11 protein-coding genes are annotated in these 13,496 nt (G+C 75.4%); 6 read left to right on the top strand and 5 right to left on the bottom strand.

From position 1 onward, the window contains the following. Nucleotides 1–60: 60 nt before the first annotated feature. The 4 genes from ACN27B_RS03105 to ACN27B_RS03090 all read left to right on the top strand — a co-directional run bounded on the left by ACN27B_RS03105 (nt 61) and on the right by ACN27B_RS03090 (nt 3,084). Nucleotides 61–684, top strand: coding sequence for a disulfide bond formation protein DsbA (locus tag ACN27B_RS03105; RefSeq protein WP_091571778.1), 624 nt, complete (start codon nt 61–63; stop codon nt 682–684). A gap of 202 nt (nt 685–886) precedes the next feature. Next, nucleotides 887–1,213: a hypothetical protein gene (locus ACN27B_RS03100; protein ID WP_253866192.1), complete on the top strand. Its 327-nt coding sequence runs from the start codon at nt 887–889 to the stop codon at nt 1,211–1,213. Nucleotides 1,214–1,341: 128 nt separating this feature from the next. Then, on the top strand, nt 1,342–2,541 hold the full coding sequence (locus tag ACN27B_RS03095) for a DUF1015 family protein (RefSeq protein WP_422743414.1): 1,200 nt from the start codon (nt 1,342–1,344) through the stop codon (nt 2,539–2,541). Between the two features lie 72 nt (nt 2,542–2,613). Next, on the top strand, nt 2,614–3,084 hold the full coding sequence (locus ACN27B_RS03090; protein WP_091571788.1) for a ribose-5-phosphate isomerase: 471 nt from the start codon (nt 2,614–2,616) through the stop codon (nt 3,082–3,084). A gap of 34 nt (nt 3,085–3,118) precedes the next feature. Here ACN27B_RS03090 and ACN27B_RS03085 read toward each other — a convergent pair whose 3' ends face one another. After that, nucleotides 3,119–3,454, bottom strand: coding sequence for a hypothetical protein (locus ACN27B_RS03085; RefSeq protein ID WP_422745824.1), 336 nt, complete (start codon nt 3,452–3,454; stop codon nt 3,119–3,121). A 180-nt stretch (nt 3,455–3,634) separates the two neighbouring features. After that, entirely contained in the window at nt 3,635–4,855 is a 1,221-nt protein-coding gene (locus ACN27B_RS03080) for a GNAT family N-acetyltransferase (protein ID WP_172967939.1), read from the bottom strand. Nucleotides 4,856–4,954: 99 nt separating this feature from the next. On the opposite strand from ACN27B_RS03080, the gene ACN27B_RS03075 reads away from it, so the two are divergent. Further along, complete coding sequence (locus ACN27B_RS03075; protein WP_099163982.1) at nt 4,955–5,479, top strand: hypothetical protein; 525 nt, start codon at nt 4,955–4,957, stop codon at nt 5,477–5,479. 49 nt (nt 5,480–5,528) lie between these two features. On the opposite strand, the gene ACN27B_RS03070 is transcribed toward ACN27B_RS03075, so the two are convergent. Next, nucleotides 5,529–6,020: a hypothetical protein gene (locus tag ACN27B_RS03070; protein WP_422743411.1), complete on the bottom strand. Its 492-nt coding sequence runs from the start codon at nt 6,018–6,020 to the stop codon at nt 5,529–5,531. Between the two features lie 315 nt (nt 6,021–6,335). Here ACN27B_RS03070 and ACN27B_RS03065 point away from each other — a divergent pair, with 315 nt between their 5' ends. Continuing rightward, nucleotides 6,336–8,216 (top strand): propionyl-CoA synthetase, encoded by a 1,881-nt coding sequence (locus tag ACN27B_RS03065; RefSeq protein ID WP_099163984.1) that lies wholly within the window; start codon nt 6,336–6,338, stop codon nt 8,214–8,216. Nucleotides 8,217–8,259: 43 nt separating this feature from the next. On the opposite strand, the gene ACN27B_RS03060 is transcribed toward ACN27B_RS03065, so the two are convergent. Further along, on the bottom strand, nt 8,260–10,374 hold the full coding sequence (locus tag ACN27B_RS03060) for a M14 family zinc carboxypeptidase (RefSeq protein ID WP_099163985.1): 2,115 nt from the start codon (nt 10,372–10,374) through the stop codon (nt 8,260–8,262). Nucleotides 10,375–10,469: 95 nt separating this feature from the next. Then, on the bottom strand, nt 10,470–13,391 hold the full coding sequence (locus ACN27B_RS03055) for an Hsp70 family protein (protein WP_422743408.1): 2,922 nt from the start codon (nt 13,389–13,391) through the stop codon (nt 10,470–10,472). Nucleotides 13,392–13,496: the final 105 nt, after the last annotated feature.

Raw genomic sequence — 13,496 nt, 5'->3', positions numbered from 1 at the left:
AGGATCGGAGGTGAAGGCGCCGGGCTCCCGGCGCGGGGAAAGTCGTGAAGGGATGACACCGTGACCGAACGTGTCACCGCGGACATGTGGTTCGACCCGCTGTGCCCGTGGGCGTGGATCACCTCCCGCTGGCTGCTGGAGGTCGAGCAGGTCCGGGACGTGGACATCCGGTTCCACGTGATGAGCCTGGCCGTGCTCAACGAGGGCCGGGACCTGCCCGAGGAGTACCAGGACCTGATGCGCAAGGGGTGGGGTCCGGTGCGGGTGTGCATCGCCGTCGAGCAGGCCCACGGGGCCGAGGCGCTGGCGAAGCTCTACACCGCCATGGGCACCCGGATCCACCTCGGCAAGGAGGAGTTGGGTCGGGACATGCTGGTGGGCGCGCTCACCGACGTCGGCCTGGACCCGGCGCTCGCCGACGCCGCCGAGTCGACGCAGTACGACGACGCGCTGCGGGCCAGCCACGAGGCGGGCATGCGGCCGGTCGGCACCGAGGTGGGCACCCCGGTGGTCCACGCCCCGGGGCCGGACGGCCGGCAGGTGGCGTTCTTCGGTCCGGTGATCACGCCGGCGCCGAAGGGGGAGGCGGCCGGCCGCCTCTGGGACGGCGTGCTGCTGGTCTCCGCGACGCCGGGCTTCTACGAGCTCAAGCGCACCCGCACCCAGGGCCCCATCTTCGACTGAGGGGTAAGGAAGGGCCCCCTCTTAACGCCTCTGGTAGAGGCGGGGCCCCTTATTAACAACCCGCGCCGCAGCGCGCCGAGCCCCGCGCCGCCCGTCACCGGGTCGGCGCGGGGCTCGTTTCACCGGGTGTCCCAGCCGGCGGCCCGAACGAGGCCGCACCACGGCAGCTCCTGGAGGCGTTCCCATGGGTAAGCACCGCCGCATGTCCGACGACGCGCCGCAGCCGGCGACCGAGGACTCCGGTGCGACGTACTGGTCCGTGGCCGAGGGCGACTGGCCGGCCGGCCCGGCCGACCTGGCCGATTTGCTGGCCCCGCCGATCGTGGTCGGCGTGGCCCGGGTGGTGGCCACCTCGCGGATGACCCCGCCCGAGGCCGACCGCCCCGGCCGTGCCCCGGCCCGGTCCGGCGCCGCCGGCCTCCCGGCCACCGCGGGGGCGACGACGGTACGCCTCAACGCCGGCTCCCGTCCGGCTGCGCCGACCCGCCGTCCCGCGACGCCCGGCCGGCACCGCAACCCCACCGCCTGACCCCGACCGCTGTTAAGCAGGGGCCCCTCCTCTACCGCAGGCGTTAACAGGGGGCCCTTCCTTTCACCTGGTGGAAGGGAGCGAGTCCGGCGGCGGCGGCGGAGCGGGCCCGGGTAGCGTCAGCGGGCATGACGGTCGTGCATCCGATCGCCCGGGCCTGGATCACCACTGGCGGCACCGGCGCGCAGAACTACGACGAGTTCGCCGACGACGCGGAGATCACCGCCATCGTCGAGGCGAACCCGCACAGTGCCCTGGGCATCGAGATGCCCCACCGGGCGCCGGGCAGCCTGGGGAAGTCCTTCCTCGACGCGCTGCCGGACGCGGTGGCCCGCCTCGGCGAGGCCAAGGCGGACGGCAGTTACACCCCGGCCGAGCAGGTCGTGGTGCTCTACCGGATCAGCGCGCCCGGTGAGGAGAGCGCGTACGGGCTGTGGGCGATGGTCGACACCGACCAGATCTCCACCCGGGCCGACGAGCCGGGTCTGGTGATCCGCAACGAGGACGTGTTCATCGCCAAGGTGCGCGAGCGCGTCGCGTTGGCCGAGGCGCTCGGTCACCTGCTCTCACCCGTACTCCTGCTCCAGACCGGGCGGGGCGACGAGCTGCACGCCGCGCTCGCGGCGGCGACCGAGACGGCCGGCGCGCCCGCCGCGACCGACGTCGACCAGTCCGGCCGCACCCACGCCATCTGGCTGGTCGGCCCCGGCCGGACGCAGGACGAGCTGACCGCCCTGGCCGGCGGCGGCGAGCTGGTGGTGGCGGACGGCAACCACCGCAGCCTGGCCGCGCAGACCGGCGGTTTCCCGCGCTTCCTGGCGGTGGTCACCACGCCCGCGTCGGTCGCCATCCAGCCCTACAACCGGCTGGTCAGCGAGCTGACCACAACCCCGGAGGAGCTGCTCGACCGGCTCCGCGCCGCCGGCGCGGAGGTCACCCAGGCGGACGGCCCCCTCGGCGTCCCGGCCACCGGCGGCGCCGTGCACCTGCACCTCGCCGGCCGGGGGTACGCGGTGACGCTGCCGCACGTCGGCGCCGGCCGGCTGGAGAACCTCGACCACGCGCTGGTCGAGCGGCTGCTGCTGCGCGACGCGCTCGGTCTCGACCCGGGCGACAAGCGGATCACGTACGTGGGCGGCGACTACCCGGCGAGCTGGCTGACCGGCGAGGTCGACGCCGGCCGTGCCGAGCTGGCCGTGCTGGTGGCGCCGGTGACCGTGGACGACTTCGTCGCGGTCAACCTGGCCCGGGAGAAGATGCCGCGCAAGAGCACCTGGTTCACCCCGAAGGCGCGGGCCGGCCTGGTGGTGGCCGAGCTGCCCCACTGACCGTGTGACGAATCCGCCTCGCAGCCGCCGCCCGCGCGCCGGCTGCGAGGCGGGCCTGTCAGACTGCGCGGTATGCGCGTCTACCTGGGATCCGACCACGCCGGCTTCGAGTTGAAGGTGCACCTGGCCAACCACCTGGCCAAGCAGGGCTACGAGGTGGTGGACGTCGGTCCGCACGCCTTCGACCCGGACGACGACTACCCGGCGTTCTGCCTGCACACCGGTGACCGGGTGGTCGGCGACCCGGGCAGCCTGGGCGTGGTGATCGGCGGCTCGGGCAACGGCGAGCAGATCGCCGCGAACAAGGTGGCCGGCGTCCGGGCGGCGCTCGCCTGGAACGTGGACACCGCCCAGCTCTCGCGGGAGCACAACGACGCCAACATCGTCGCGATCGGCGCCCGGCAGCACACGCTGGACGAGGCCACCGCCCTGGTCGAGGCGTTCCTGACCACGCCGTTCTCCGGCAACCCCCGGCACAGCCGGCGGATCGCCCAGGTGGCCGACTACGAGCAGAGCCGCCGGCTGCCCGAGCTGCCCGCCTGATCCGCCTCCGGCCGCACCCGCCCGGGTGCGGCCGTCAGCGTCCGCCGCGCGGCAGCTCCTCGCGGGGCACCCAGTTGCGGCGGACCAGCACCATCCGTTCCTCGGCCTCGGCGAGGTCGTCGTCGGTGGGGCGGGCGGCGTCCCGGGCCCGCATCGCCGCGGTCACGCTCACCTGCGACGACCCCGAACCGACCAGACCGCGCAGCCCGCGCTCGCCTTCGTCTGCGGTGGGGCCGGCGCGCCGGCCCCGTGGTTCCGACTCCGGCTCGGCACGTCGGGTGCCGCGCGGCGATCGCGAGCCGCCGTCCGGGGGCCCGTGCTCGGCCCGCCGGGGGCCGTGCGGTGGGCGGGGCGCGACGTCGTCGTGCACCCCGGACGTGCTCGCGCTCGTCTCCACGGCCGCGCCCGCCGCCCCGGACGTGTCGGCGCCCGTCTCGCGGGTCGGGTGCGCGCTCGCCGCGCCGGTGTCGACCGCCTCGGACTGATGCCGCAGTCGCCGTCGCCGTCGCTCCGCCTCACCCATTCCCCGACCGTACCGCCCCGGGACCCGTCAGAAGTTCTCCATCGGGGCGGGGGCGCGGTGCCAGGTGAAGGCCGGCGAGACGGTACGGAGGGTGTGCGGGACCAGTTCGCGGACGCGGCCGGTGCCGGCCAGCGCGGCCGGGGTGGTGCCGCCCAGGTACAGCTCGCCGAGCGCGCGCACGTCGCAGGCCAGCCCCGCCGGTGCGGTGGTGGCGGCGCACTCCGCCCCGCCCGGCCCGCCGACGAGCCGCCACCGGCCGGTGTTCTCCGGCAGCAGCTCGTCGGTGACCTCGATCACCACGTCCACGTCGGTGGCCCAGCGACGGGCGGCGAGCGCGGCCGGCACGTCCACCACCCGCACCCAGAGCCCGTCGACGAGCTGCGGGGCGAGCTGACGCGGCTCGTCGACCAGGCGCAGCAGCGGCTCGTCGACGGCCGCGATCGGGAACGACAACCGACGGGTCAGGTCGACCGAGAGCAGCAGCCGCCACAGCGCCAGGTACGCCTCCGGCGTGACCGCGACGACCTCGTCGACCCGTACCTCGCCGCGGGGGACCTCGCCGACCCACTCCTCCTTCGTCCGGTAGAGCGCGTACCCGTCGAGCCCTTCCGGTCCGTCGTGCCGCAGCACCCGCCGCTCGGTCGCGCCCTGCCGCCGGCTCGTCACGTCCGCCAGCACGTACGTCCACCAGCGCTCGTCGCGTCGGGACCAGCCGGGCCGGTCGGCGCGCGCCCGCTCGTACAGTCGGGCCAGCTCGTCGCGGTGCGCGACCGGGCGGTCCAGGCGCAGCGTGCCCTCGGCGGCCGTCGGGGCGGGCAGTCGCAGCCCGGTGGTGTCGGCGCTCAGGATCAGCCGTTGCGCGGCCGAGCCGTAGCCGAACCGGGGGTAGATCCGTCCCTCGCTGGCCCAGAGCACCGCGACCGGCTCGTGCCGGGCGTCGCGGACCTCGCGCAGCTGCCGGCGCATGAGCCCGCTGAGCAGACCCCGCCGGCGGTGCGTGGGGGCGACCGCGACCATGGTGACGTGTGCCGCCGGCACGGTCGCCCCGGGTACGGTCAGGTCGCGGCTGAACGCGGCGGCGTGCGCCACCGCCGTGCCGGCGTCGCGGACCAGGAGCGAGCGTTCCGGCTCGAAGATCGGGCGCTCGACCGCCTGGAGCTCGGGGTTGAGGTCGCCGTGGAAGGCCAGCGCGAGGAGCGCGGCGATCTCGTCGAAGTCGTCGGCCCGGGGCACCACCGCGTCGGTCATCGCCCGTGTGTACCCCATCACCGTGGGGGTCGGCACCCTATTTGCCGGGTGGCTACCCTCGGAACCGTGGCCGACGTCGGTCGAGGGGGAGGACGGAAGATGGCGGACCAGACACAGCCGTGGGCGGAGCGCACCGTGGAGGTGCCGCCCCAGCCGGTGCCCGAGCAGCGGGACGCGTTCCGGCGCGGGGTGGCGGCGGTCGGCCGACCGCGTACGCCCCGCACCGAGCAGTTCCCGACCGTCGAGCACGCCGACTGGTCCGGCGAGCCGGCGCCGCGCCGGTCGATGAGCTGGCACCTCACCCAGGCCCGCCGGGGAGGTGAGTGGAGCGCCGCCGGCGCCCTGTTCGCGTTCGTCTGCTGGGGCATCTGGGCGATCTCCGGTCGGGGCAACCTGATCGCTCCGCTGCTCACGTTCGTCCTCAGCCTGCTCACCGCGGTCGGCCTGTTCGCGCTTTCCCGGCTGCTCGGCCGGTTGATCCTGGAGCGGCAGCTCGGCCGGGTGCGCCGCGGCGCCCGCGGCGCCCACCTGATCACCGCGCTGTTCCTGGTCGGGGTCGGGGTGGCCTACCTCCAGCAGACCGAGTGGGTGGTCTCCGCCTGGAACTGGGTCACCGGCAACTGATCACCGCAGGACGCGCGGGCGGCAGCCCGCCCGCGCGTCCCGGCGTCGCTCAGAAGACGGTGGTGACGCCGACCGCCTTGCAGGCGGCGTTGAAGTCCTCGCCGGCCTTGGCCATGGTCGGGTTGTCGGCGGCGGTGACCGGGTCGGGGGCCGCCGCGGCCTTGGTGACCTCCACGCTGAACTGCCGCAGGGCGGTGGCCGCCGGGCCGTCGCCGGCGGTCGCGACCAGTGCGCTGACCTTTCCGCCCAGCTCCTTGAGGATCTTCGCGAGCTGGGCGTTCGTGTCGCCGCTGGACTGCATGGCCGCGACGAGCTTCGCCTTCATCTCGTCGTTGATCTTCTTGGCGGAGGTGCAGAGGTCCTTCTCGCCGACGGTGGCCGCGGCGGCCGCCGAGGTCGGGGCGGTGGAGGGGGTCGACGAGGCGGGCGTCGGCGCGGCGGAAGTGGCGGCGGAGTCGGCCCGGGTGGAGCTGTCCTCGCCGCCGCAGGCGCTCAGCGCCGTGACCGCGACGCAGGCCAGCACGACAGGGAAAATGCGCATCGATTTCACGTGGGCGCACGCTAGTCGACGGAACCCTCTTGATCAAAAAATCCGGCGGCACGCGGGCGGACGGCGTGTCACCGTCCGCCCGCGGGGTCGCGGTACGCCGCGACGCCGGTCGTCACTCCACCAGGACGGCGTTGGCATTACCCGGCGCCGCCCGGTTCATCCGTCGCCCGTCGGGATGAGCCAGCCGGGCCGACGGGCGACCGCCCGTCGGCGGCTCCGGGCCGCTCACCGAGCCGGGACGCGCTTCCGGCGCACCGGCCCCGGTCGACCGTCGTGCCCGGACCCGACCCGGGTCAGCATGGCGGCATGGGCGCGTATCGATCAGCGTACGAGCGGAGCATCGCCGACCCGACCGGCTTCTGGCGGGACGCGGCCGGGGACATCGACTGGTTCACGCCCCCGGAGCGGATCCTCGACGACTCGGCCGCGCCGCTGTACCGGTGGTTTCCGGACGGGCGGCTCAACACCTGCCACAACGCGCTCGACCGGCACGTCGCCGCCGGCCGGGGCGACCAGCCGGCGCTGATCCACGACAGCCCGGTCACCGGCACGGTCCGCACCCTCACGTACGCCGAGCTGCTCGCCGAGACCGCCCGGTTCGCCGGGGCGCTGCGCCGGCTCGGCGTCCGGCCCGGTGACCGGGTGCTGCTCTACCTGGCCATGGTGCCGGAGGCGGTGATCGCCATGCTGGCCTGCGCCCGGATCGGCGCGGTGCACTCGGTGGTCTTCGGCGGCTTCGCCGCGCACGAGCTGGCCGTGCGGATCGACGACGCCCGGCCGACGGTGGTGGTGGCCACCTCGTGCGGCATCGAGGTCGACCGGGTGGTGCCGTACCACCCGATCCTCGCCGCCGCGCTCGACGAGGCCGACCACGCGCCGCGGCACTGCGTGGTGGTACAGCGCCCGCAGGAGCCGGCGCCGCTGGTCGCCGGCCGCGACCTCACCTGGGACGACGCGATGGCGGACGCCGAGCCGGCGGAGTGCGTGCCGGTCGCCGCCACCGACCCGCTCTACATCCTCTACACCTCCGGCACCACCGGCCGCCCGAAGGGCGTCGTGCGGGACAACGGCGGGCACGCGGTGGCGCTGCGCTGGTCGATGCGCAACGTCTACGGGATCGAGCCGGGCGACGTGTTCTGGGCCGCCTCCGACGTGGGCTGGGTGGTCGGCCACTCCTACATCGTCTACGCGCCGCTGCTCACCGGCGCGACCACCGTGCTCTACGAGGGCAAGCCGGTCGGCACCCCGGACGCCGGGGCGTTCTGGCGGGTCGCCGCCGAGCACCGGGTGGCCGCGCTGTTCACCGCGCCCACCGCGATCCGGGCGATCCGCCGGCAGGACCCGGACGGCGCGCACCTCTCCCGGTACGACCTCGGCGCGCTGCGCACCCTCTTCCTGGCCGGTGAACGCCTGGACCCGGACACCTGGGCCTGGGCGGGCGAGCGGCTCGGCGTACCGGTGGTGGACAACTGGTGGCAGACGGAGACCGGCTGGCCGGTGGCGGCCAACCCGCGCGGCCTGGAGCCGCTGCCGATCAAGGCCGGCTCACCGTCCGTGCCGGTCCCCGGCTACGACGTGCGGGTGGTCGACGGCGCGGGCCGGGAGGTGCCGGCCGGCGTCGACGGCTCGATCGTGATCCGGCTGCCCCTGCCGCCCGGCTGCCTGCCCACGCTGTGGGGCGACGACGAGCGGTTCGTCCGCTCCTACCTCGCCACCTTCCCCGGCCACTACCTGACCGGCGACGGCGGCCGGTTCGACGACGACGGCTACCTCTACGTGATGGGCCGCACCGACGACGTGATCAACGTGGCCGGGCACCGGCTCTCCACCGGGGCGATGGAGGAGGTGCTGGCGGCCCACCCGGCGGTGGCCGAGTGCGCGGTGATCGGGGTGGCCGACGCGCTCAAGGGCCAGGTGCCCAGCGGGTACGTGGTGCTCAAGGCCGGCGCCGAGGTGGACCCGGAGGCGCTCGCCGGTGAGCTGGTCGCCCTGGTCCGGCAGCGGATCGGCCCGGTCGCGGCGTTCCGCCGGGTGGCCGTGGTGCCGGCCCTGCCGAAGACCCGGTCCGGCAAGATCCTCCGTCGCACCATGCGTGGCCTGGTAGAGGGGCGGGACGAGCCGGTGCCCCCGACCATCGACGACCCGGGCGCGCTCGCGGTCTTCCGGGACCTCGGGGCCACGGACTGACGCCGAGGTCCCCGGCCGGACGCGCCGGCCGGGGACCCTCGGATCAGCGCCGGACCGGGTTGCGGGCCGCGTAGTCGCGGGCCACCCGGACCAGCTCCACCAGGCCGCCGGCATACTCCTGCGACTCGCCGTGCGCCTCGTCGAAGGGCGGCTGGAAGCCGACGCCCTCCCACTGCCCGGTGGCCTCGTTCCAGCGGTCGTTGCCCACCTCGAAGTCCCAGGCGAAGATGCCCAGCTCGTAGTAGAGCTGGTCGGCCGAGTTGCCGGCCGCCGAGTAGAGCACGTCGGCGACCGGGCCGGTCTGCGACGGCCAGGTGACCGTGCCCCGCTCGGCCGCGATGGCCCCGACGATCCGCCGGGCGCTGGCCAGGAACAGGGTCGACTCGTCGATCGACGGGCGCGGCAGCGTGACCCGCCCGTCCGCCTTGTACGCCCCGGGCGGCCACATGAAGTAGCCGCCGTAGGAGTGCACGTTCATCGCGAACCTGATGTTCGGGTGGGCCTTGGCCAGGTCGATCACGTTGCGGCTCTCCGCCTCGGACAGCTCGGCGGTGCCCGCGTAGTTCCCGGACAGGCAGTTGGCGCTCGCGCCCACGTACCCGTCGAACAGGGACCCGACGGTGTAGTTGCGGTTGACGTCCACGCCCCAGCTGGTGCGGTATTTCGGGTCGCGTGCCGTGCCGGCGCAGTGGTTGACCAGGTTCTTGCGCTGGAAGTTGTAGTCGTGGAACGAGTAGTTCGCGCCGTCCGGGTTGACGGTCGGGATCACGAACACGTCCACCTGCTCCAGCAGCTGCCGGGTCGCCGCGTCGGTGCGGGCGTTGGCCAGCAGCCGCTCGGCGAACTCCAGCGTGACCAGCGGCGTCGCCCACTCCCGGGCGTGTTCCTGCGAGTAGGCGAGCACCCCGACCCGGGAGCCGTCCCGGTGCCTGCCGATGCGCAGCGCCTGCACGGTCCACGGTCGGGCCGGCACCTCGGTGCCCTGCAACCCGTCGTCGAGGCGTACCGGCCCGGCCACCGGCATCGGCAGTCCGGCCGAGCCGTCCTCCACGGTGGCCCGGAACCGCGCCCCCTGCCGGGCGTTGATCGCGGCCGCGACGTCGTCGGTGCTGCTGGTCACCTTGCCGGCGACGTCGGTGGCCAGGGAGACCGTGAGCACCCGGTCGCGGTACCGGACGGTCAGCGGCCGGTTCGCCCGACCCGGGTCGACGGTGCGCACCTGGACACCGTTCATGCCCTGGTCGCCGAAGCGGACCGACTCCACCACCACCGCGGCGGCGGCCGGATCACCCAGGTAGGCGGCGGCGGTGCGCCGGTAGCCCTGGGTGCGGTTGGGCAGGTCGATCACGTCGACCAGGTCGCGGTACTGGCGACCCAGCCGGGCGATCCGCGCCTTGATGTCGATGGGCGTGAGGTAGGCGTCGATGAAGTCCTTCTGGTAGCCGGCCGGCTGCGGTGGGGGTGCGGCGTCCGGCCAGAGCGCGGGCGTGACCGGCCGGCTCGTCCCGCCCAGGCTGGAGGTGGCGGTCAGCTGCACCGGCCGGGCGGGCACCGGCTGGGGGAGCGCGTAGTGGTACTGGTACTCGCCCGAGTCCTCGAACCGGTAGAGCGGGAAGGAGCCGGTGGCGCCGTCGGCCGTCCGCCAGCTCACCGTGATCTCCACGTCCGGGTCGTCGGTCGCGGTGGTGGCCACCTGGGCCTGGAGGAACGTCCGCCCGCCGGTGGTCCACCAGTAGGCCTGGAGGAACTGGAGGGTGTCCGCCCCGTCGGCGGCGCGCAGGCCGCCGCGGGTGCGGGCCTCGGCGGTCCGGACGCTCTCGGCGAGTCGCCGGGCGCCGTCGTCGGCGCGTTGCACGACCTGCACCGCGCTCGCGCCCTGCCGGGTGAGGTCGGCGAGTTGCCGGCCGGTGAGGACGAGGTCGGCGACCGGCCGGCCGTCGCGCGAGCGCGGCCGGTTGGCCAGGTCGGCGCCGCCGGCCACCAGGCGGTCGAGCTGCCCCTGGTCGGCCAGGCGCACCCGGACCAGCGCGGTCTCGGTGGGGGCGAGGGTGATCGTGGGTGCGGCCGGCGCGGCCGCGCCGGGATCCGGATGGGACAGGGCGGCGGTGATCAGGATGCTGGTGGCGGCGAGCGCGGTCCACCGTCGTCGGACGAACACGGGGCCTCCTGACGGACGTCGATGTCACTGCCGTCCACACCAGCCGAGACATCGATCGCTGTCAAGCTCACTTTCGGTCCGCCGTCCGGACGCCCTCACCCGGCGAACCGGTACAGCCGGAACTCCTTGTCCGCGCCGCACACGAGCGTCTCGGTGTTCCACGAGCAGGACTCGCTGCGGATCTGCTTGACCAGCCCCATCTCGAACGGCTTTCCGGCCACCGCCAGCCCGGCGAGGCTGCGGTCGTCCTCGTAGCCGCTCGGCGCCTCGCTGAACAGCAGCAGGTTGCCGGCGTCCAGCCGGACCGCCACGCCGTCGCGGTCGCGCAGGACCGGAGCGGCGCCGTCCGGCCCGAACAGGGTCACCGCGTCGCGCGGCGTGTCCCGCTCGGCGAGCAGGTGCTCGCCGAGCGGGACCAGCCGTTCCGCCTGGGGGGCGGGCCACTGCCGGCTGTCCTCGCCCTCGGTCACCGCGACCACCCGGGTGCCGTCCGCGCCGGCCTCCGGCACCTCCAGCAGGCAGGCGCGGTGTTCCCCGCAGGTGACCAGGTCCTTCGCCCGGCTGCCCGGCTCCGAGGCGTACAGCACGTCGGGCACGCCCAGGCTGCCCAGGTCGTAGGAGACCAGGCGCAGGCCCCGGTCGGTCTCCGCCACGTACAGCCGGTCGTCGCGGGCGGTCACCGGGTCGTCGAGGTCGGCCACGTTGCCCCGGCTCTTCAGGATCTCGCCGCTGCTCATGGCGAGCACCCGCACCGACCGGTCCGCGCCGACCTGCACCAGCCGGTCGGCCTTCCCCGCCCACGGCGCGCGCGGCGAGCCGTCCGGATATCCGGCCCCGTCGAGCGCCTCGGCGGTGCCGACCGGGACCACCACGGTCCGGGCGTCGCCGTACTCGCTGCGCGGATTGTCCTGCACCCAGCGCTGCCGGCCGTCGTCGAGCCGCAGCCCGACCAGCCGGTTGCCGGTCCGGTCCAACCACACCACCCGGTCGGCGCCGAGGAAGATCTCGTCGTCGCCCCGGATGTCGATCTTCCACCGCTGGTCGCCGTTCCCGCCGTCGAGCACCAGCAGGGGGCGGGGCGTGGCGGAGCCGGACGCCTCGGCGAGGACGGCGACGCCGTCGGGCAGCGCCCGGATCCCGGCCCACCGGTCCGCGCCTACCCCGGTCTGCTGCTCCCAGATCTTCTTTCCGGTGGCGGTGTCGACCGCCCGCACGGTGAGGCGGTCGTCCGGCCGCGACCAGGCCAGGTAGGCGCGGTCGGCCAGGGTCGCGGTGAACATCTCACCCGGCCGTTCGTCGCCGACGGCCACCGTTCCGACCAGCACCGGCGCCTGGAAGTCCAGCGCCGGGTGCCGGTCCCGGAACACCCAGAGCAGCGTCGCGGCCACCAGGCCGACCACCACCACACCGGCGCCCAGCGCGATCCACCGGCCCCGCCGGCCGCGTCCCCGACCCCCGCCGCCCGGCGGTGCGGCGTCCGGGGTCGGCGGGAGCGGCGATCCGGGTACGCCGGCAACCGGCGCCGCGCTCGGCCAGCCGCCATCGGCCGGCCGCGCCTGTTCGGTCGTCGCAGGGGCGGCGTACGCCGACGCGTACCCCGGCGTGAACGCGCCGGCGTGCGGCGGCGCGTTCCCCGGCGGCGGGGGCGCCGGACGGGCCGTGCCCACCGGGTTCTGCTCGGGCGCGTCGGCGACCAGCGTGCCGTGCGGGCCGGCGGGCACCGGGGCCGCCGCCTCGGGGACGGTGCCGTGCGGTCCGCGCACCGAGGCGGGGCCCTCGCCGACGCGGGCCGCGGGGGCGGTGGTCGCCTCGTGTCCGGCCGGCGCCGGCGGTCCGGGCTCCGGTGGCGCCGCCGGCGCCCCGGGACGCCGGGCCGCGCGGGGCAGCGGCAGGTCGGTCAGCGCGCCCTCGGCGACCGGCAGCTCCGGCTGCTCCAGCACGGTCGGCGCGATCCCCAGCTCGGCGTGCAGCAGCCGGGCCACCAGCGGCACCCGGGTCGAGCCGCCGACCAGGAAGAGACCGGAGAGCTGGTCCGGGCGCAGGCCGGCGGCGGCGGTCACGTTCCGGGTCTCGGCGACCGCGCGGGCGAGCAGCGGCGCGGCGAGCCGCTCGAAGTCCTCCCGGGTCAGCGGGACGGCCTCCTCCACCCCCGGTACGGCGACCGGCGCGACCACGGCCCGGGAGAGCATCTCCTTGGCGCCGCGCACGTTGTCCCAGAGCTGCTGACGGTCCCGCCGCTCGGCGGTCGTCGTCGGGTCGGTCAACCGGGCCCACCGCTCGGGATGGGCCGGTCGCACCAGCTCGCCGAGCCGGCCCAGCAGGGCCGCGTCCAGGTCGAGGCCGCCGAGGTCGGCGATCCCGCCGGTGGCGACGAGCGGGAAGCCGGAGTCGCCCCACGGGTCGGCGCCCTCGTTGCGGAGCACGGCGACGTCGAGCGTCCCCCCGCCGAAGTCGAAGACCGCCACCACGCCGCCCACCGGCACCGGCCGGCGCAGCACCTGGGTGTAGTAGCGGGCCGCGGCCACCGGCTCGCGCAGCAGGCGGGTGCCGGGCGCGATCGGCCCGGCGAGGGTGTGCTCGGCCGCCGCCGGCCACCCGGCCAGCTCCAGCGCGTCGTGCAGCACCTGTCGCCGGGGCGCCGCCCAGGCCGCCGGATGGGTCACCACCGCCGGGGGCAACAGGCCGACCACGGCCACCGCCGCGTCCGCGACCGCCCGCAGCGTCGCGGCCAGCAGCTCCGCCGGCCGGTACGCGCGCCCGCGCAGCTCGACCGTCTCCTCGTCGACCCGCCGCTTCGGGTTCGGCTCGTAGCCGGCCGGGTCGGCCTGGGCCAGGCGCTGCGCGTCCCGGCCGACGTGCAGGTGACCGTCGGCGTCGGCGTACACACCGGACGGCAGGATCGGGTGACCGTCCACCAGCAACGGCCGGGTACGCCCGTCGGGCCGGCGCAGCACCGCCACGGTGTTCGAGGTGCCGAGGTCCACGGCGAGCGCGAAACCGTCCTGCTGGCCTGACATCCGTCGCTACCTCCACCCGACGAGCCGATGTCCGGCCCCGCATCGTACGCAGCCCGCGCCGCCGCGCTTCCCGCCCCGGTGCGGGAATGGGGTGGCCCGGTCGGC

Origin of the sequence: Micromonospora sp. WMMD754, from assembly GCF_049315235.1 — a bacterium.
Classification (GTDB): domain Bacteria; phylum Actinomycetota; class Actinomycetes; order Mycobacteriales; family Micromonosporaceae; genus Micromonospora; species Micromonospora sediminicola.
Note: the sequence above shows the minus strand (reverse complement) of the source record. Positions and strands in the feature narration are given on the sequence as shown.

Bases quoted from the DNA above. Each gene is read 5' to 3' on its own strand.
- ACN27B_RS03100 (WP_253866192.1), top strand. From the start codon at position 887: ATGTCCGACGACGCGCCGCAGCCGGCGACCGAGGACTCCGGTGCGACG.
- ACN27B_RS03095 (WP_422743414.1), top strand. From the start codon at position 1,342: ATGACGGTCGTGCATCCGATCGCCCGGGCCTGGATCACCACTGGCGGC.
- ACN27B_RS03090 (WP_091571788.1), top strand. From the start codon at position 2,614: ATGCGCGTCTACCTGGGATCCGACCACGCCGGCTTCGAGTTGAAGGTG.
- ACN27B_RS03080 (WP_172967939.1), bottom strand. From the start codon at position 4,855: ATGACCGACGCGGTGGTGCCCCGGGCCGACGACTTCGACGAGATCGCC.
- ACN27B_RS03075 (WP_099163982.1), top strand. From the start codon at position 4,955: ATGGCGGACCAGACACAGCCGTGGGCGGAGCGCACCGTGGAGGTGCCG.
- ACN27B_RS03070 (WP_422743411.1), bottom strand. From the start codon at position 6,020: ATGCGCATTTTCCCTGTCGTGCTGGCCTGCGTCGCGGTCACGGCGCTG.
- ACN27B_RS03065 (WP_099163984.1), top strand. From the start codon at position 6,336: ATGGGCGCGTATCGATCAGCGTACGAGCGGAGCATCGCCGACCCGACC.
- ACN27B_RS03055 (WP_422743408.1), bottom strand. From the start codon at position 13,391: ATGTCAGGCCAGCAGGACGGTTTCGCGCTCGCCGTGGACCTCGGCACC.